Source organism: Streptomyces sp. S.PB5 (genome assembly GCF_030403745.1).
GTDB lineage: Bacteria > Actinomycetota > Actinomycetes > Streptomycetales > Streptomycetaceae > Streptomyces.
Window position 1 is genome coordinate 1 of sequence record NZ_JAQMWP010000024.1, and the last position, 17,772, is coordinate 17,772.

A 17,772-nucleotide genomic window follows, 5' to 3' on the forward strand; every position below is an offset into this window, starting at 1 on the left:
CACTCGCTACATCGAGTTCTGGTACAATCGCAAACGCCTTCACTCGGCGGTGGGTTACCGACCTCCACGCGAAGTTCACGCCGAGTACGAGAAATTGCGAATCGCCGCGTGAAATAGGCAGTCAGATGCCTGTCCGGAAAACGCGAGGCCCCTCATCTGTTCCTGCTGGCCTACGGGCGCATCTACGCCAACAAAGGTGCGATGACGCCTGGGGTCACCAGGGAAACCGTGGACGGCATGTCCCTGGCCAAGATTGACAGGATCATCAGGTCTCTGCGTGCAGAGTCCTATAGGTGGTCTCCGGCCAGAAGGGTCTACATCCCGAAGAAACATGGGAAACGCCCGTTAGGCATGCCTCCGTGGTCGGATAAATTGGTCGCGGAAGTTGTACGCCTGCTACTTGATGCGTATTACGACGTCCAGTTCTCTGACCGCTCCCACGGATTCCGTCCCAGGCGGGGCTGCCACACCGCGCTGGATGAGGTGGTGTCGGTCTGGAAGGGAACGCACTGGTTCGTGGAGGGCGATATTTCCAACCGCTTTGGGAGCCTTGACCATTCGGTCATGCTCTCGACGCTGGCGGAGAAGATCCACGATGGCCGGTTCCTGCATCTGATCGACCGGATGCTTAAGGCCGGATACCTGGAGGACTGGCGGTGGAACGACACGCTCAGCGGTTGTCCGCAGGGCGGAATCGCGTCACCGATCCTCTCCAACGTCTATCTGGACCGGTTCGACCGGTTTGTTGAGCAGCAGCTGATCCCGGAATACAACCGGGGCAAGAGGCGACGGAAGTATCCCGCGTATCAGAGCGTCGAGAATCGGATGGCCAGGACCCGACGGCACGGAGACCGGGAGGCGGTGCGTGCGCTGCGGCGTGAGTTCCGTGCCCTGCCGAGCCAGGACCCTGACGACCCCGGCTATCGGCGGCTTCGGTACGTGCGGTACTGCGATGACTTCCTGCTCGGGTTTGCCGGTCCCAAGCGCGAGGCCGAGGAGATCAAGGCGAGGATACGAACGTTCCTGCGTGATGAACTCAGGCTGGAACTCTCCGACTCCAAAACCCTGATCACGCACGCCACCAGCCAGGCGGCGCATTTCCTCGGCTACGAACTCAGGGCCCAGCATGGCGACACGAAGATCACCCGGAATCGCAGGATGGTCAACGGCGTCATCGGCCTGTTCGTGCCCAGGACCATCATCCGGGACCGATGCGCACGCTACATGAGCAAGGGAAAACCCTCTCAGCGCGGCCCGTTGCTGCACGACGATGATTTCACGATCGTCGCGAAATACGGAGCTGAGTTCCGCGGGTTCGTCCAGTACTACCTTCTCGCCCAGGATGTTTTCCGCCTGGAACTGCTGCGCTGGGTCATGGAGACCTCGATGCTCAAGACCCTGGCCGGGAAGCACAAGTCGACCGTGAGGAAGATGGCCCGCCGTTACAAGGCATCCATCGACACCCCTGACGGCCAGCGGCCCTGCTTCCAGGTCACGGTGCAGCGGGGCGACGGGAAGAAACCGCTGGTCGCCCGCTTCGGCGGGATTCCACTCAAGCGGCAGCAGAAGGCCGTGATCACCGATCGCCAGCCGGTCATGGCTACAGCCCGACGCAATGAGCTGATCCATCGGCTCCTTGCCGGGCAGTGTGAGATATGCAAAGGACGTACCGGACTCCAAGTCCACCACGTCCGCAAACTCGCCGATCTCAATAAGCCAGGACGGCGAGAACGGCCTTCGTGGGTACACCTGATGGCTATGCGGAAACGCAAGACCCTCGTGGTCTGCGAACGCTGTCACCAGGACATCCACGCGGGGCGAAGTACAGCACCCACCCGGAATTAACTACTGGAGAGCGGTATGCCGGGAAACTGGCCCGTGCCGTTCGGGAAGGGGCCGTCGGAAAAGGACCCGCGCCACGGGCACCTCGTCGGCGGCCTACTTCACTCGGCGGGAGGCCGCGCGGAACAGGACCTGCACCGGCAGGCACCTCGCCGCGCGGCCGACCCAACGTCCTGGCTGGCAGGCTGCCGCCGTCTCCACCGCCGCTACGAGCGCAAGCCCGAGCACTTCCTGGCCTTCGTGGGCATCGCTGCCCTCCTCATCGGCCATCGGCGCCTCACACGGATCCGATAACTCACTGGTCAGGGGTGTTCCCCTCGGTCAGGATTCGCTCATGGACGAGCCAGCCACCATCGCCTGGAGGTACGCGGCGAACCTCATCTGCGAGGAAGACCTGCCCATGTTGGCGGCCCACCTACTGGCTGCTGGCCACGACTCTCCTTCACTGCACGACCTGGCCGGCCGTTCCCGGTGCGAGCACCCAGCAGAGATCCGCCAGCTCTTCGGGCACACCATGGAGGAGTTCGGGATCCAGATCCCGGACTACGAGACCGCTGAACGCTGCCTCCTGCATCACATGGCGACAGAGCTGACCGCCGGTGCCTTGTCACCGAAGAGGGCCGCAGATCGAGTCTGGCAGGGGATCGAGGCGTTGACAGATACTGAGCGGGAGTTCGTGGCGGCCGTGGGCCTGGAGTACCACCTCGACTTCATGTCCCCCGAAGAGGTCCGGGCCTGGGAGAACGCTGTACGCCTCGCCGCAAAGACTCTGGCTGGAACAGCCTTCCCACACACGCAGTGACACCAGCCACGGCCACGCCCACCACTCACCAGCAGCCAGCCCTCACGCACACCAAAAGAAACGACTGAATCATTCCAGGTTCGGTAGGGACTCGACCGATCCCAAAGCGGTTCCCTGACCGCCTTTGCCTTCGTCGACCGCGCCAACATCCACTCCGTCGCTTCCCTCACCGCGAACGGTACGCGCTGAGAGTGCGGAACGTCATTTCTTGTCCGTTTCGTGGTTGAGGTTGGAGAAGGGCCTCTGGTCGCGAGTGGGGGCGATCCTCAATCTCACTCGGGACAAACGGATCGTTGGTTCACCTCCCGCCAGCCCGTCGCTGACCAGAGGGCCATCCGTGGGATTACGGATGGCCCTCTGGTGTGTTCGCGTGAGTTTGGTGATGGGGTCAGGTCAAGGGGTTGGTGCAACCCGATGACCAGCGGTGGGCGCTGATCTTGTTGTTGGCGTTGATCACGCTGCTGCCCAACACCAGGGCGTTGTCCCGGAGGTCATCGACGTACAGTTCGCCCCAGCGCAAGCAGCCGGTGTGTCCTCCGGGACCCGCGTTCTCCCAGAACTGCACGTTGTTGACGCCGCCGGAGTAGGTGCCGGTGTTCAGCAGCGATGTCGCCTTGTCGTTGGACGGGCTTCGGAACGGACCTGAGACATCGTTCCAGTTGGTGTCGTCGCCCTGGGCCGCGCCGAGTTGCTCATAGCAGTCCACCGCGTCGTAAGCCCGCACGTAGCCGTCACCGCTGTAGGAGCGGTACAGGCTGTCGCAGTGTACGCCCGTGACGCCGTCCTGGGCTGCCTGAGCAGGGCCCGCGAGCAGGGCGCCCGCTGCCGCGCTCACGGCTGTTGCCGCGACGAGGACGCGTATCTTGTGCATGGTGTCTCCTTGTTCTCTTTGGTGGTCGGCCAAGTCCCGATTGGCTGGCCGAGGTCTGGGGACGAGCATCGGTCAGGTGCCAAGGGCGAGATCGTCGGCCCGGCGCAGCGCGGCCAGCTTCAAGCGGTTGCTCGTCGTGATGGCGTCCGCATACCGCTCACGCAAAGGGGCGCCGTACTCTCGGTCGAGCCCGGTCAGAGTGGAGCGCAGCGGTGTCCTGTAGGCACACGTGGCCTCCGCGACGGCGACTTCCACCTCGATCTCGTGGGCCCGTGAGGCGCTGAGTCCCTTGGCTCGTTTCCTCACATCGGCGCGGGCCGCCTCCGGGTCGGCGTAGGCACTTCCCGTCTCCTTGCGCATACATCCGGCCCAGGCCTGCAGAGCGGCGGTGTACCGCGGGTCGCGCATGACCTTCGGTAGGTATGCCGCGACGAGGTCGGTGGCGACCCTGTCGGCCTCGAAGTAGGCCTTGGCATCGCCGTACAGTTGAGTGCGTGCAGTGCCCGAGCAGCCGCCGTTCGGGCTGCGAACGGTTCCACCGGACGGCAGTCGCACCACGAGCATCGGCGTGCCGGGGCTGCCCAGAAGCGCCGTGGTGTAGCGCTCACGCTGGACGGGAGTCAGGGCGTTCTGGGCGGCGAGGCGTTCGTTGTGCTTCTTCATCTTGAAGAACGCCCGCCGGAGTTGTTCGCCGTATCCGTGCTCGCGCGCCCATGCGATGTCGTCCTGCACGACGCGATACCTGAAGGCGCGGTCCGTGTCGGCGTCTACCTGGGGCCATACGCGGTACTCGAAGCCCTTTCGTGCCATGCACCGCTGGATCAGGAGGTGTTCGGCCTGCTCCAGCCGACGCTCCTCGGCCCGTGTCAGCTCCCGCCCCGGTACCGGACCCGCAGTGCCGCTGGTGTCCGCGAGGCACCCCGTCAGCACCGTGACGGCCGTGCCGAACGCCGCAAGCGCAGTGATCCTGGCGGCAACAAAACCCTGCCAATGCACCGTGCATTCCCCCTTGTTGAACGGCCGACCGAGCCCCGTCAGCCCGGCCGGCCTCTCAAGCGCCGCCCTTACTGTGTGGCTCGAATGTGGGCGGGAACCTTGCTTAAACCTTGCTTTACTGGTCAGCGACGTCGGTCGGCGTGGACCAGCGCCGACGGCCGGGCACGGGGAAGTGGCTTTCGGGAGAAGCACGTGACGGGATTTCTGTTGCTGGGCCCGGTTGAGATCCATGGCGCCGACGGCGCCTGCGCGGATCCCGGGCCCGGCAGGCAACGCGCGGTCCTCGCGGCGCTGGTGGTGGACGCCGGCCGCTGGGTGTCGATGTCGACACTGATCGACCGGGTCTGGGGAGAGGACGTGCCCGCTCAGGCGCGGCCCTCTCTCTATGCCTACATCTCGCGGATCCGCAGGACGTTGAAAGACCTCGTCCCTTCCGACGGTGCCAGCACCGACACACCGCCGCAGCTGCGGCGGGGGCCCGGCGGGTACATGCTGGACGTACCGCCCGCCGACGTCGATGTGCTTCGCTTCCGTCAACTGGTCGAACACGCACGGGTCCACAACCGGACGGACGCCGAACGGGTCGTGATGTTGCGTGCGGCACTCGGGCTTTGGCGCGGTGAGCCGCTGGCGGGGCTGGCCGGTGCCTGGGCGGAGCGCACCCGCGCCAGCTGCGTGCAGGAGCGGATCGAGGCCACGCGGGAATGGGCCGAGGCCGAGTTACGGCTCGGCCGTCCGGCGGAGGTGATCGGGACTCTCACCGGCCAGGTCGCTGAGTATCCGCTGGTCGAGCCCCTCACAGTGGCGCTCATGCGGGCGCTGCAGCTCGCCAGACGCGGGCCTGAAGCCCTGACCCTGTACACCGTGCTCCAGAAGCGGCTGGCCCAGGAGCTGGGCACGGATCCGGGGATCGAAGCACAGCAGGCGCATCAAGCGATCCTGCGCGACGCCCCCGTCCTGCCCACCCGACCCGCAACCGCAGTCGTCGACGTCATCGACGAACCTGCCCGGCATCACACGGCCCCGGCGCAACTGCCGCTGAGGACAGCGGCGTTCACTGGCCGGCACACAGAACTGGCGGTTTTGGACAACCTGTTGGCCGCAACCATGGAGCCGTCGTCGGCAGCGGTCGTCGCCGTCGTCTGGGGGACGGCGGGAGTGGGAAAGACAGCGCTGGCCGTGCACTGGGCCCATGCGGTGGCCGACCGGTTCCCGGACGGCCAGCTGTATGTGAATCTTCGCGGCTTCGATCCCTCGGGGGTCGCCGTCACCGCTGACCGGACCCTGCGCGGGTTCCTCGAGGCGATGGGTATTCCGGCCGAGGCCATCCCGGTCGACTTCGAGGCGCGGGTGGGCCTCTACCGCAGTCTGCTGGCCCGGCGGCGCGTCCTGGTCGTGCTGGACAATGCCGCCGACGCCGACCAGGTCAGGGCGTTGCTGCCCGGCTCGGCAGGTTGCCTTGCCCTGGTCACCAGCCGGAACCGGCTCACCGGCCTGGTCGCCACCGAGGGTGCCCACCCCATCGCCCTCGACCTGCTCTCACCGGCCGAAGCCCGCGAACTGCTGGCCCGCCGCATCGGCGAACACCGGCTGACAGCCGAACCGCACGCCGTGACGGAGATCATCACCCGCTGTGCCCGCCTCCCGCTAGCCCTGGCCGTCACCATCGCCCGCGCCGCGATCCGGCCGACGCTCTCCCTCACCCGGCTCGCCGCCGACCTCTCCGCCGCCCGCGGCAGCCTCGCGGCGCTCGCGGGCGACGGCGACGACCCAGCAGCGGACGTACGCCGGGTGTTCTCCTGGTCCTACGACGCACTCGGTCCGGGCGCCGCCCGGCTGTTCGCCCTGCTGGGCCTGCACCTCGGACCCGAAATCTCCACCCCGGCCGCCGCCAGCCTCGGTGGACTCGGCCTCGACGAGGTGCGGGATGCGCTGGCCGAGCTCAGCCGCGCGCACCTCGTCACCGAGTGCTTCCCCGACCGCTACGCCCTGCACGATCTGTTGCGTGCCTACGCCGCCGAACTGGCGCGCACACTCGACGCGGACTGCGAGCAACGGCCTGCCTTACACCGGTTGCTCGACCATTACGTCTCCACCGCCCACGCCGCTGATCAGGTGCTCGAACCGTACCGTCCGCGCATCGTCCCGCTCGCGACCGGGCCAGGGACACACGGCGTGCGGTTCACCGAAGGGGCTGACGCCCTTGCCTGGTTCGCCGCGGAACTCCCCGTCCTTCTCGCCGTTCTGCGCCAGGCAGCCGACACTGAAATGGACACCCATGCCTGGCAGTTGGCGCGGGGCCTCGCCACCTACCTTCAGCGGCGCGGCACGGCGCAGGACTTCCTGACGAGTCAGCACATCGGCCTGGCCGCCGCCCGCCGCTCGTCCGACGTGACCGGCCAGGCCCACGCCCACGTGGCACTCGCCCACGCCCACACCAGACTGCGGCGCCTGGAAGAGGCCCACGCCCACTTCGACCTGGCCCTGGAGCTGTTCGGCCGTACCCACGACGTCGTCGGCCAGGGCGACACCCGGGCCGCGATCGCTGCCGCGCGCTCCCTGGAAGGCCGCTACGACACCAAGGACCATCTGCTGCAGGCCCTTGAGGACTTCCGGACCGCCGGGCACCAGGTCGGGCAGGCCCGGGTGCTGAACAACTTCGGCTGGTACTACGCCACGCAACGCGACCCCCGGGCACTCACCCGATGTGCAGAGGCGCTGAGCCTGCTCGAAGGTACCAGGGACGGCATGCTGCAGGCGGCGGCCTGGGACACCTACGGCTACGCCCACCATCAGCTCGGCCACCACGACCAGGCCCTCGCCTGCTATCGCCGGGCCCTGGAACTGTTCCGAGAGGTGGGCGACCGCTTCGGCGAGGTCGCAACCCTCACCCACCTGGGCGACACCCACCACGCCACCGACGACCCCGAGGCCGCCGCCCGCGCCTGGCGGGGCGCGCTGGACATCCTCGAAGGGTTCGACCAGCCCGGCACCGACGACCTGCGCGCACGACTCAGCCGCATCGTCGAGGGCTGACAGCGCATGTGGTCCGCCGCCGCGAACGGATCGCCTGTTCGCACCTCGCTGGTAGTACAACATCACGAACAGGGTCCGGGTGGCGTTAACGGTCTGAACTGGCCCCGCCTTCCGGCTTGGGTTCTAGATCTCGTTGCAACAGCCGTCGGCGTCGAGAGGACGGCATCAGCGCCGAGGCAGGAGGCACCCACACCCTCGCCCGGACATGGGCGCCGAACTCAGCGGCGGAACTGAGGCAGAACCAGTCCGCATCAGCGGCCCGCAGGACCACCAAGGTCTGTGCATGCGCAGACATCTCGGCCTCGACGGCCGCGAGGACGTCGGCGACGCCCATCACCCACCGTCCGCCCCCGGCACCATGCAGGCCGCCCGCTGCGCCAACCGCCCCGAACCGGACACCGCCCTCAGCGGCCGCCCTCAGCAGGACGGAATCGAGTACGGGCAGCAACGGCCCGCCGTCCAAGCTGCCCCTGACCACCCGAACAGGCACCGATCGCCTACGAACAGCAGTCGGCCACCCTGGCGCTTGCCGCACAACGACACGAACAGGTATCCACTCTTCGGGGACAAGGCCCGTGGCCCTCGCCAAGCCGTTTGGTTGGACCTCTTCCACCCTGCGATAACGCGGGTTCCGCCCACAGCCGCATGCGTGCTTCAGTGACTGCGCGCCGGATCTGCCGGTCCGCACAGCGAGGAGGACCAGCGGTGGAATCCATGATCGTGATCAGTACCCTGCGTCTGCGCGCCGAGCGGGCGGACGAGGCCCGGAAGGTCATCGCGTCGGTGGTCTCGCAAACCCACGAGGACGCCGGCTGCCTCACCTACGCGGCACACGAGGACGCCGCCGATCCGCTCACCATGGTGCTCGTCGAGAAGTGGGCCTCACAGCAGGCCATCGACGAACACAGCCAGGCTCCCTTTCTCACCGAAGCGATGAGCCGAGTGGGAGAACTGCTCACCGCCGAGCCCGAGATCCGCGTCATCACCCCGCTCGGCTACGGCACGGACGACAAGGCCGCGCTGCGCTGACACGCTCACCAACTCCGGTAAATGCCGTCACCAGGGAGGATTCTGCGTGAAGATCCAGTCAAATGCCGGCCACATCATGGGGGCCACGGTCACCGGTTTTGAATTACTGATCTTTTCGGGTTGTTGTCGGGTGGTGCGTGAGGGTGAGTCCGGTTCCGGCGAGACACCCATCGATCAGGTCGGGCCGGAGCTGGATGTGACGTAAGCCCCGGCGGAGGGTGCGTTCGAGGTGGTCGTCATCGGTGAAGGCGACATTGGCCAGTGGGCCGCGCCGTAACAGCGACCAGATGCCCTCCACCGGGTTCAGGTCAGGTGCATAGGAGGGGAGATGCACGATGGTGAGCCAGTCGTGTGCGTCCGCATACTCGCGCATCCCGGCAGCCCGGTGGGTGTTGAGATTGATGCCCCTATGTGCTGTCAACCGGTCACTGGTTCCGGTCGTGGCAGTGGGATGGCCCGAATGTACTGATAGATCTCTCGCGCCACGTAACGCTTGAGGCACCGGATGATCTCGCGCTTGGTCTTGCCCTCGGTACTGCGTCGTTCGAGGTAGTGCTGGGTTCGTTCCTCGCGGCGCAGGCGTGTAAGGACGATGCGGTAGAGCGCCGCGTTCGCTTGCCGGTTGCCGCCGCGGTTGAGGCGGCGGTGCCGGCTCTTGCCAGATGAATGCTCGACGGGGCTCGCACCGCAGAGGGCGGCGAAGGACGCCTCGCTGGTGAGACGGTCGTGGTTTTCTCCCGCAGCGATGAGGAGAGCTGCCGCACTGTCGGGGCCCACCCCGAAGACCTTGAGCAGATCGGAGTTGAGAGCACGGACAATGAGGGTGATCTGCTTCATGAGGACGCTGATCTGCTCGGACAGGTGACGGATACGCACCGCCAGGAGCTGCAGGGCCTGGTGCACCACACCGTGCTCGGGGTCGAGTTGGGCGCAAGTGGCGAACAGCGCCGGGTTGCGCAACGGTTCCAGTTTTTCACGTAGATGAGGATCCGCGCAGACCAGGATCGCTTTGAGCTGGTTGATGGCCTGCGTGCGGGCGCTGACAGCGGAGTCCTTGACCATTTTGGCCACCCGGAGTTCTTCGACAGCGCCTTCGCTGTACTTGGGGTGGGTGCAGGCCCGGCCCGTCAATACCGCACGAGCTGCCGCTTCGGCGTCGATGGTGTCGGTCTTGCCACGTCGTCGACGCGTGGCACGGTCTGGCCGGTCGACCTCGATGACCCGCACGTTCTGGGCTATCAGATACCGGCACAGCGATGCTCCGTAGGACCCCGTGCCTTCCACACCGGCCCGGCCGACCACTCCGAAGGAGGAAGCCCATGCCAGCAGGTCCCGATACCCGGCCCGGGTTGTCGGGAACGATCGTGTGGCCAGCAGGGCACCCAGCACGGTGAGCACAGCGGCAACGTGGACGTCCTTATGAGTATCGACTCCCAGGACGAGTTCGCAGGGGCTGCCGTGAACAGCCTCTTTGGGACGATGATCGACCGACGCCGTTGTCATGAGTGCCTCCGTCCGGACCGGTTAGGGAGAACCGGCTCGACGGATACGGGCGGTCAAGACTGTGACGATGCCGAGTACGAAAGCCCCTATGGAGACACGTCCGTTCGCCGGGTCGGCATGCCCGTTCGCACCACGGTCGGCAGATCAACTCTCTGGACAGCAAGGTCAGTCCCAGACCGAGCCAGACCGTGGTTCGAACGAGACACCGTCATTCTCACAGTCCCAGACGAGGACGATGGGGGCTTTGAGTTGAATGTGGGCGCGAACGACCAGGTCACGATAGTCGCTCCAGGCAAAGCTGTTGCGTCCGGTGCCCCGGTGCTTGCGATGCCGGCGCGGCCGGTAGATGAGCCGGGATGCCTCGCCCGGCCGGTAGCAGCACATGGCGGCGATCGACCAGCGACGCCAGGAACGGCCTCGGACCCGCACGACGGGCGTGTGCCCCCGCCGGCCCCAGGTGCGGGCCTGCGGGGGTGTCATCGAGAACCCGGCCTCGTCCTCAAAGACGACGAAGGCCCCCAGCGCCGCGGCAGTCATTCCACCTGCGGCCACACGTCCTTCTTCCACAGCTCGACCGCGTGCTCGTCGCGTTCCAGCGCACGGCGGGCGGGAGACTGCCAGGACCAGCCGTGTCGGTGCAGCAGCCGCCACACCGCCGCCATCGAGCAGCCGATCTCGAGCCGGACGGCGATCACCGCTCTGATCCGCGCCACGGTCCACCGCTGGTCCTCCCAGCCGTGTTCGGCGGGCCCCAGGGCCAACTCCCTCTCCGACTCGGTGAACTGACCGTCAGACAGCCTGGGCAGCTTCGCAGGTCCCGTGGAGGCGAGAGCGTCCATCCCGCCCTCCCGCCAGGCACGCCGCCAGCGTTCCACCGACCGCTCGCTCACCCGCAGATCCCTCGCGATCACCGCGGTCCTCTCGTCACGCGTGAACCGCTCGCCGGCCTCGTACCGGATGCGCTCGCGAAACTCTCGCCGCTCGGCGGTCAACCCGCCGCCTTGCGCGTACCGCATACAACCGGCCTACCGCAGGGATCAGTCCCCGACAACAACCCGAAAAGATCAGTAACGGAGTCCTATCCCGGCATGGCAAGCAAGACGGTCGAGGCTGTGCTGTTTCCCGGGATCGATGTGCGAGTGGAGCGCGTCAGCGACTCCTCCGACGTCCTGGTGGTGGAGGCGGTGTCCACCGCTCGCCCGGGCCAGTGCCCGGACTGCCGGAAACAGGCGAGGCGCACGCACAGCGCGTATCAACGCACCCTGAATGAAAGGCCGTTGGGCACTCACCGGGTCCTAGCCCTGCTGCGGGTTCGCCGGTACTTCTGTGATCGGAAGAGCTGTTCCCGCAAGACGTTCGTCGAGCAGGTGCCGGGTCTGTCCGAGCGGCACCGTCGTTCCAGCACCGGGCTGACAGGATGACTCCGGTCGATTGCGATCGCGCTTGGCGGATGTCCGGCCGCGCGGTTGTGCCGCCGCCTGCAGCTGGTCGCGGGCCGTACCCGGCTGCTCAGGCTGCTGACGGTGCCGGATGGTGCGCTGCGGATGCTGGGGGTGGACGAGTTCGCCTTCCGCAAGGGCTGCACCTACGGCACCGTGCTGGTCGACGTCGAGGCCGGCCGGGTCGTGGACGTGCTGCCCGACCGCACCTCCGCGACCCTCGCGGCCGGGCTCACCGAGCATCCCGGAGCCGAGATCATCTGCCGCGACCGGGCCAGCGCCTACACCAAGGCGGTCAAGGAAGCCGCTCCCCATGCCCTGAAGTGGCTGATCGCTGGCACCTGTTGCAGCACCTGTCCGATGCGGTGGAGAAGACGTGTCATCGGCACCGAGACTGCCTGCGCAAACGTGCCGAGGAGGAGACAGTGACCAAAGTGCCGGAGCCGCCCCCGATGCTGTTACCGCCCCCGGAACTGCCCCGCACTCAGATCATCGAACGCACCCGGCACCGCTCCGAGGACATCCACCGCCTGTTGGAGAAACGCTGGACGATCAGCGCCGTCGCCCGCCGTCTGAACCTCGACCGCAAGACCGTGCGCCGCTTCCGCGACACCGACCTCGACGAGCTGCTGGCCTCCGCCCGCGACCGCCGCCCGGTCGGCGTCCTGGAGCCGGTCAAGGCATACCTCAACGCCCGCTTCACCGAAGCCCAAGGCCAGGCCAGCGGCACCCGGCTCTTCCTGGGGATCCAGGCTGCCGGCTACCGCGACAGCCGCCAGGTCGCCCGCAAACACCTTGCCGCCCTCCGCGCGGGCACCGCCGAACCGGTCCGGGCCGACATCCCGAGCCCTCGCAAGATCACCTCGTGGATCATGCGGCCCCGAGAGACGCCCACCGAAAGCCAGGACGAGCGACTCCTCCAAGTCCGGCTCGCCTGCCCGGGCACCACCCGGGCCTGCGACGTCGCTCAGGCGTTCGCCGACCTGGTCCGTCACTAGCACGGATACCTGCTGCCGGGGTGGATCCGACAGGCCGAGCAGGACGCACCGAAGCCCATGAAGGGCTTCGCCGGCTTCCTCCGCCAGGACCTCGACGCAGTGACCGCCGGCCTGACGCTGCCCTGGAGCTCTGGAGCCGTCGAAGGAAACGTGAACCGGGTGAAGACACTCAAGCGGGCGATGTATGCCCGAGCTACGTTCGAACTCCTCCGGACCCGCATCCTCACCCAGCCATGAGGCTGCGACTCACGATCCCCTCATACGACGAGCCCGGTGGCAAAGGCCGCTATCAGGGTGTCCGCCCTCAGCAGCAGCTCAGGGTCGGTAGTTCCCACCACGCGGACAGAAACCTCATGGCCACCCACGGCCTTGGCAAGGTGCACATCGAGGTGATGGCTCGATCCGACGAGTGGATAGCTGTACCAGCGATCCGGGTGCTCATCATCGGTGGCCTCAAGGCCGAGTTCGACCACCTGCCAGTCGGTGCCATCGAAGTCATAGCTGACATAACGCGCCAAGAGAGCCATGAAGGGCTGGACGTTCTCGTCCCAGATCCAGCCCTCTACCGTGCGTTCGTGGTAACTCTCTGCCATCTGGCCAGGGTGCCAAATACGGCACGTTCGCTCCCTGCCATATGTCCGTTCACGGAACTGCGGACAGAGCTCTGATTTTCCCCAGGCCCGCTCGCGTTTCCCACTTGTTTCGTACTCCACTGAGGCCGGGGATGTCGGCTCACCGAGTGTGCGGGAATCCCCGAACGTGATGGGACTTTTTGTGCTGGTTCTATCCGCTGCCCGCGAATACCAAGTCTCACCGTGGCTGTGGTTACTGGCGGTTGATCGCCCGTGAGATGCCGGCGGCGACGGTTGTGGCGAGGATCCACCCGGCAGCGATCAGCGTGTAGGCCAGCCATTGCGCGGTGCCTCGTGGCGCGAAGGCGGAGTCCTGTCCGAAGGCGCTGATCGGAAGGAGCAGGTCCAATGTGTAGACAAGGGCGTTGAATGGCGGCGCCTTTTCCGCTTCGAGGGCCGCCGGGGGGTAGGCGTGGAAGAAGAGGGCGCCGCAGGCGAGCAGAGCCGTGAGCCAAAGTCCGGCGCGGAGTGGCCGGTAGCCGTAGCCGACGGTTGCGTCTTGGAGGTAGCCCCAGACCCGGGTATGCAGGGGAAGGATGGTGCGGCGGTGGCGTTGCTTGGCGAGAAGGACCGTGCGTGCTTCGTCCTCGTGTCCGAGTCTTCGGTAGGCGGCCGCTAGTTGTTCGTACGGCTGAGGTAGGTATGCGTGGGTGCCGCGCCGGAGCCAGCCGAGCCGTTTGGCGACGGTCAGGGGGGAAGCGAGGGAGTCGTAGGCGGTCTCGGCCAGTCGGAGGTCGGCCGGCCAGGTGTCGGGGTCGTCATACAGGGTGCCCAGCTGGGCGTTACTCGCGTCGACGATGCCGTCGATCGGTCGCCGGGTGCGCAGGTCGGTTTCCCGGGCCTGGACCAGCCGCAGAGACAGGGCGGTGCCGCCGGGGTTTGTCAGCGTGGCGTCGCACAAGCTGAGCTGTGTACCGATGTTGCTGCCGTCGAGTCTGATGCCGCCGTCGACGCGGAGGTCTTGGCCGAGGTCGAAGTTGCGGACGACTGTGACGTCATTGGCCTCCAGTGCAACGTCGCCAGCGTTGTGGAGCCGGGCCCCACAGAATCCGATCGCCGCCATGACTGTGGCACCGGAGATGATGATTCGACCATCGGCATTGAAGCCCGGATGGAAGGTGAAGTCCTCGGTGATCTGCACGTGGTAGGCGTCCAGGGCGTGGCCGTCGGGGTTGCGCAGGGATGCACCCTCCAAGTCGAACTCGCCAGCGATGGAGGCACCGGAGCAGCGGAATGCTCCCTGGACCGCCAGGTTGGTGCAGAGCACGTCGCCGCCCGCGATGAGCCTGACAGCAGATATCGCCTCCGTCCCGGGCGCGGTGATCACCGTGTCGCGGAGGTCCAGGTCGCTGTGGATCTGGGAGCGGGTCAGTACGAGGGGCCCGGTCAGGTGGCAGTGGGACAGGACCAGTCGGCCGTCGATCTGCACGGTGTCGGCGGCGAGACCCGGGAGGGAGCATCCGGTGAGGGCCAGCTCGCGGATCCTGGCGCCCCGCAGGCAGGGCACCTCGTCGAAGTGGCACTCGTCCAGGAGGATCGGCGCGGCAATCTCGGCGAATTGCAGATCCAGCCTGCCCATGATGCGGGCACCGGTCAGGCGCAGGGCCGGGCGGCCGCCCGGGGCGGGATCGGTGCCAGCACCCAGCAGGAGTGCCGCAATGACCTCGGCCCGCACTGCGGGCTCCGCTTCTGGCGGGACGCCGCGGATATCGACACTGCTGCCCTGGGCGAATGAGTTCCACAACTGACGTTCATCCGCATTGAGTTCGTCGAGGCGCATGATCGATGATCTTCCCGGTTCGGGCCCGCCCCGGACAACACCCGATGAGGACCGTTCTGAGCAACGAGCGCCGTCACTCCGGATTTCGGGCAGGCCCCTCCACTGGGGCGACTCATCGTAGGCCGCCGCGGCACGGATGGGGAAGCAGGTCTGTCCCATACCCGAGCAGGGGGTGATCCAGGCACCGGGTGACGCCCGCACGCAACGCAGGGGACAGGAACGGCACGGCATCGACATCGATGCGATAGCGGGCGGCCCCCGGCGTCACCACCGACTACGGAATAGACCCGTTAAGTTGACACTCCCCCTTTTTACAGGTGGGTGGCGGTTGTGGGCCGTCGAAGCGACCAGGTGGGTGGGGTGGCTTGTGCGGTGGCAAGGTTGGTGCGGGCACTTGCGGTGTAGGGGTGGTGGGGGCCCAGGACACGTTCGTAGTCGGCGAGAACGACGCGGAGACAGGTGATCGCGCGGGATCGTCTGCGGGCGGCCAGGAGTGCCAAGCCGAGGTTGCGGCGGGCGTTGAGAGTCTCGAAGTGATCGGGGCCCAGAACACGTTGCCGGTCATAAACGCAGGCGGTGAACAGCGCAAGAGCGGTGGCGTGATGGCCAGCTGCGGTGTGGGCGCGGGCAAGAAAAATGCGAAGACACAAGGTCTCAGGATGGTCGCTTCCCAGCTCGGGTTCGGCGCACCGAAGCAGGCGGTTGAGCTCGGCGATGCCCTCATCAGTGTGGCCGGCACTGACTAGTGCACGGGCGCGGTGGCGGCCCCACCACAGCTCGAGTTCTTGACCGGTGTCTGCCAGATGGGCGAAGACTTGTTCATACAGGGCGAGTGATTCGCCATAGCGCCCTATCCGCTCATACATGCGGGCCAGTTCGCCGCGAGCGTTGTTGGTCGAGGGGTGGTCGGGGCCCATAGCGCGTTCGTTGTCGGCGAGGTTCTTCTGGAACAGCGCCAGGGCAGTTTCCTTTTCGCCTTTGGAGCGCAAGGTACTGGCCAGGTTGACCTGGGCGTACATCGTCGTCTGGTGATCAGGGCCGTTGATCCGCAGGCTGTCCGCCAGGTTGCGCCGGTGCAAGGCCTCCGCCTCGTCTAGCCGCCCGGCCGCCTCCAACACGTAGCCAAGAGAGTTGACCGCGTTGAGAGTGCGGGGGTCGTCCGGGCCGAAACGTTCCCGGTGGGCGGCCGCATATCGTTCACGCAGCGGTATGGCGAGGTCGTAGCGGTCCGCCACCTGATACGCGTAGGCAAGCGCGGCCATCGCCCCGAGAACCTTGTCGTCCTGTGGTAATGCAAGGCGCGTGTGCTCGGCCAGCACCTCCCTGCCCAGGTTGCAGGCCCGCAGTACCTCGGCCCTCTCGACGAGCAAGCCGACGGCGGCCCGGTGGAGGTCCATCAGAGTGCGCCGGGTCTCGTCACCGAGTGATTCGGTCGCTGCCCACAGGGCGAGGATGTGATCCGTGAGCCCCCGGTCCGCCGCCTCTCGTCTCGACCGGTCGTCCGCGTGACCCAGCAGCCTGTGCAAGGCCTCGGCCGCCTCCACAACACGTTCGGACAAGCGGCCTTCCAGCAGCAGCCGATCCCGGATGATCCGCTGAACCAGCCGGTGCATCAGGATCACATCGCCGTCCAGACTCAGGCTCACCACCGACGCCTCGGACAACATCCCCACCACACCATCGACTTCGGCCGCTTCCCGGTCCGTCAGGGCGGTCTTGAGGTCCTCCCGGTACACGCCGGAGGGCGATAGCAGCGCGATGAGCTCAACTACGCGGCCCACAGTGAAGGCGTGATCACCAGTCTCCACCTGCCGGATGGCCATGAGCAGAGCTTCCGCCGCCCCGTGAGGATAAGGCTGGCCCGGTACGCGCCGCATCACCTGCCCGACCTGATGGCGGCGAAACCGCTCCCGGTACTCGACGAACGTCAGCCTCTGAGCACGGATCACCGCGGCTGCTTGGGCCAACGCCAACGGAAGGCACCCCAGTTCCTCAGCAAGCCCTTCCGCGCCGCGGGCGGCGTTATTGTCCTCTGCCACCCCTGTCGTCTCCCGTAGGAAGCAGGCGGCCTCTTTTCGACTGAACACCTCGATATCCACACAGGTGCCGAGGTGGGCAACAGAACGCACCGTACTGGTGATCAATGTGTGGGTTAGGCCGAACCGGGGCAGCCACCTCGCCACCTCGTCCGGATCCACGACGTTGTCCAGCACCAGCAGCGCAGGCTCTCGCAGTTGCTCCAGCCACCGGCGCGCCGCCGCGGCGGCAAGCTCCGCGTCCTGGATGCCGCCCTTGACGCCCGCGGCGTCCGCAAGCTCATCCAGCCCCGCCACGACCTGCCCCGGTTCCTCCGCCACGATCCAGGCGACGACACGCCACCCGGCGTCGATCCGAGAGCGGGCGCAGGCCCCGGCCAGCTGTGTCTTGCCCACCCCCCGGCCGCCGGTGAGGGCACACACGACCGCCACGCGGTGCTGTTCCATGGCCTGATCGACGGCTTCGAGGAGTTCGGCACGCTCCTGGAAGCCGGGCGGCTCGCGGGGAAGGGGGCCGACAACAATGGTGCCCTCAGACCCGGGGACCGGCGCTGGCTCTGGCCGCGTTGACCGGGGCTCACGGGCCGCGTACCACCCTCCTGCACTGAGCACCGCGGCACTGGCCGAAGACGCGAAGGCGAGCACCGCGTCCTGTTCGGCTCCCGCGAACGTCAGCGCGGCCCAAGGCAGCACAAAGGCGCCCGCTGCGGACACAACCACCACGGTCCACCGAACTCCATACCCCACAGCAGCCCCCCGGTCGGCCTGGTTCGCCGGAATCAACCAGCATGCCTATGGTGCCCAACTG

Annotated in this window: 14 protein-coding genes and 4 pseudogenes; 9 read left to right on the forward strand and 9 right to left on the reverse strand. The window is 66.9% G+C overall.

All coding sequences use genetic code 11. The annotated features are described in order from the left end of the window. Nucleotides 1–150: 150 nt before the first annotated feature. The 3 genes and pseudogenes from PH203_RS41970 to PH203_RS41980 all read left to right on the forward strand — a co-directional run. Nucleotides 151–1,845, forward strand: a pseudogene (locus PH203_RS41970) (reverse transcriptase domain-containing protein); the annotation flags it as partial. Between the two features lie 159 nt (nt 1,846–2,004). Continuing rightward, nucleotides 2,005–2,136, forward strand: a pseudogene (locus tag PH203_RS41975) (IS5/IS1182 family transposase); the annotation flags it as partial. Nucleotides 2,137–2,176: 40 nt separating this feature from the next. Next, entirely contained in the window at nt 2,177–2,644 is a 468-nt protein-coding gene (locus tag PH203_RS41980; RefSeq protein WP_289927370.1) for a hypothetical protein, read from the forward strand. A 388-nt stretch (nt 2,645–3,032) separates the two neighbouring features. Here the strand turns inward: PH203_RS41980 and PH203_RS41985 are convergent, their stop codons facing one another. Together PH203_RS41985 and PH203_RS41990 are read right to left on the reverse strand one after the other, a co-directional pair. After that, the gene (locus PH203_RS41985; protein ID WP_289927371.1) at nt 3,033–3,515 is read right to left on the reverse strand and encodes a hypothetical protein; all 483 of its coding nucleotides are present in this window, start codon (nt 3,513–3,515) and stop codon (nt 3,033–3,035) included. 72 nt (nt 3,516–3,587) lie between these two features. Further along, on the reverse strand, nt 3,588–4,511 hold the full coding sequence (locus PH203_RS41990; protein WP_289927373.1) for a hypothetical protein: 924 nt from the start codon (nt 4,509–4,511) through the stop codon (nt 3,588–3,590). Between the two features lie 192 nt (nt 4,512–4,703). Here PH203_RS41990 and PH203_RS41995 point away from each other — a divergent pair, with 192 nt between their 5' ends. Further along, entirely contained in the window at nt 4,704–7,547 is a 2,844-nt protein-coding gene (locus tag PH203_RS41995) for a BTAD domain-containing putative transcriptional regulator (RefSeq protein WP_289927374.1), read from the forward strand. A 714-nt stretch (nt 7,548–8,261) separates the two neighbouring features. Beyond that, the gene (locus tag PH203_RS42000; RefSeq protein ID WP_289927375.1) at nt 8,262–8,576 is read left to right on the forward strand and encodes a putative quinol monooxygenase; all 315 of its coding nucleotides are present in this window, start codon (nt 8,262–8,264) and stop codon (nt 8,574–8,576) included. A gap of 103 nt (nt 8,577–8,679) precedes the next feature. Here the strand turns inward: PH203_RS42000 and PH203_RS42005 are convergent. The 4 genes and pseudogenes from PH203_RS42005 to PH203_RS42020 all read right to left on the reverse strand — a co-directional run. Next, nucleotides 8,680–8,976, reverse strand: a pseudogene (locus PH203_RS42005) (transposase); the annotation flags it as partial. Nucleotides 8,977–8,993: 17 nt separating this feature from the next. After that, a complete protein-coding gene (locus tag PH203_RS42010) occupies nt 8,994–10,079 on the reverse strand; it encodes an IS110 family transposase (RefSeq protein WP_289927376.1) in 1,086 nt (361 codons plus the stop codon). A 219-nt stretch (nt 10,080–10,298) separates the two neighbouring features. Then, nucleotides 10,299–10,559 (reverse strand): annotated as a pseudogene (locus PH203_RS42015) (IS630 family transposase); the annotation flags it as partial. Nucleotides 10,560–10,612: 53 nt separating this feature from the next. Next, nucleotides 10,613–11,095: a winged helix-turn-helix domain-containing protein gene (locus PH203_RS42020; RefSeq protein WP_289927377.1), complete on the reverse strand. Its 483-nt coding sequence runs from the start codon at nt 11,093–11,095 to the stop codon at nt 10,613–10,615. A 72-nt stretch (nt 11,096–11,167) separates the two neighbouring features. Here PH203_RS42020 and PH203_RS42025 point away from each other — a divergent pair, with 72 nt between their 5' ends. The 4 genes from PH203_RS42025 to PH203_RS42040 are packed head-to-tail and all read left to right on the forward strand — an operon-like array spanning nt 11,168 to nt 12,753. Beyond that, a complete protein-coding gene (locus tag PH203_RS42025) occupies nt 11,168–11,500 on the forward strand; it encodes a hypothetical protein (RefSeq protein ID WP_289927378.1) in 333 nt (110 codons plus the stop codon). Between the two features lie 45 nt (nt 11,501–11,545). Beyond that, nucleotides 11,546–11,947: a transposase gene (locus PH203_RS42030; RefSeq protein ID WP_289927380.1), complete on the forward strand. Its 402-nt coding sequence runs from the start codon at nt 11,546–11,548 to the stop codon at nt 11,945–11,947. Continuing rightward, the gene (locus tag PH203_RS42035) at nt 11,944–12,516 is read left to right on the forward strand and encodes a hypothetical protein (RefSeq protein WP_289927381.1); all 573 of its coding nucleotides are present in this window, start codon (nt 11,944–11,946) and stop codon (nt 12,514–12,516) included. Before PH203_RS42030 ends, PH203_RS42035 begins: the two co-directional genes overlap by 4 nt. Before the next feature lie 24 nt (nt 12,517–12,540). Beyond that, entirely contained in the window at nt 12,541–12,753 is a 213-nt protein-coding gene (locus tag PH203_RS42040; protein WP_289927494.1) for a transposase, read from the forward strand. A 20-nt stretch (nt 12,754–12,773) separates the two neighbouring features. Here PH203_RS42040 and PH203_RS42045 read toward each other — a convergent pair whose 3' ends face one another. The 3 genes from PH203_RS42045 to fxsT all read right to left on the reverse strand — a co-directional run bounded on the left by PH203_RS42045 (nt 12,774) and on the right by fxsT (nt 17,687). Then, on the reverse strand, nt 12,774–13,109 hold the full coding sequence (locus tag PH203_RS42045) for a hypothetical protein (RefSeq protein WP_289927382.1): 336 nt from the start codon (nt 13,107–13,109) through the stop codon (nt 12,774–12,776). Between the two features lie 232 nt (nt 13,110–13,341). Further along, nucleotides 13,342–14,928, reverse strand: a complete 1,587-nt coding sequence (locus PH203_RS42050) for an oxidoreductase (RefSeq protein WP_289927383.1) — start codon at nt 14,926–14,928, stop codon at nt 13,342–13,344. A gap of 311 nt (nt 14,929–15,239) precedes the next feature. Continuing rightward, the gene (fxsT, locus tag PH203_RS42055; RefSeq protein ID WP_289927384.1) at nt 15,240–17,687 is read right to left on the reverse strand and encodes an FxSxx-COOH system tetratricopeptide repeat protein; all 2,448 of its coding nucleotides are present in this window, start codon (nt 17,685–17,687) and stop codon (nt 15,240–15,242) included. Nucleotides 17,688–17,772: the final 85 nt, after the last annotated feature.

What these genes read in the sequence shown, in the direction of transcription:
- PH203_RS41980 (WP_289927370.1), top strand. Translation starts at nt 2,177, where the DNA reads ATGGACGAGCCAGCCACCATCGCCTGGAGGTACGCGGCGAACCTCATC.
- PH203_RS41985 (WP_289927371.1), bottom strand. Translation starts at nt 3,515, where the DNA reads ATGCACAAGATACGCGTCCTCGTCGCGGCAACAGCCGTGAGCGCGGCA.
- PH203_RS42000 (WP_289927375.1), top strand. Translation starts at nt 8,262, where the DNA reads ATGATCGTGATCAGTACCCTGCGTCTGCGCGCCGAGCGGGCGGACGAG.
- PH203_RS42010 (WP_289927376.1), bottom strand. Translation starts at nt 10,079, where the DNA reads ATGACAACGGCGTCGGTCGATCATCGTCCCAAAGAGGCTGTTCACGGC.
- PH203_RS42020 (WP_289927377.1), bottom strand. Translation starts at nt 11,095, where the DNA reads ATGCGGTACGCGCAAGGCGGCGGGTTGACCGCCGAGCGGCGAGAGTTT.
- PH203_RS42025 (WP_289927378.1), top strand. Translation starts at nt 11,168, where the DNA reads ATGGCAAGCAAGACGGTCGAGGCTGTGCTGTTTCCCGGGATCGATGTG.
- PH203_RS42045 (WP_289927382.1), bottom strand. Translation starts at nt 13,109, where the DNA reads ATGGCAGAGAGTTACCACGAACGCACGGTAGAGGGCTGGATCTGGGAC.
- PH203_RS42050 (WP_289927383.1), bottom strand. Translation starts at nt 14,928, where the DNA reads ATGCGCCTCGACGAACTCAATGCGGATGAACGTCAGTTGTGGAACTCA.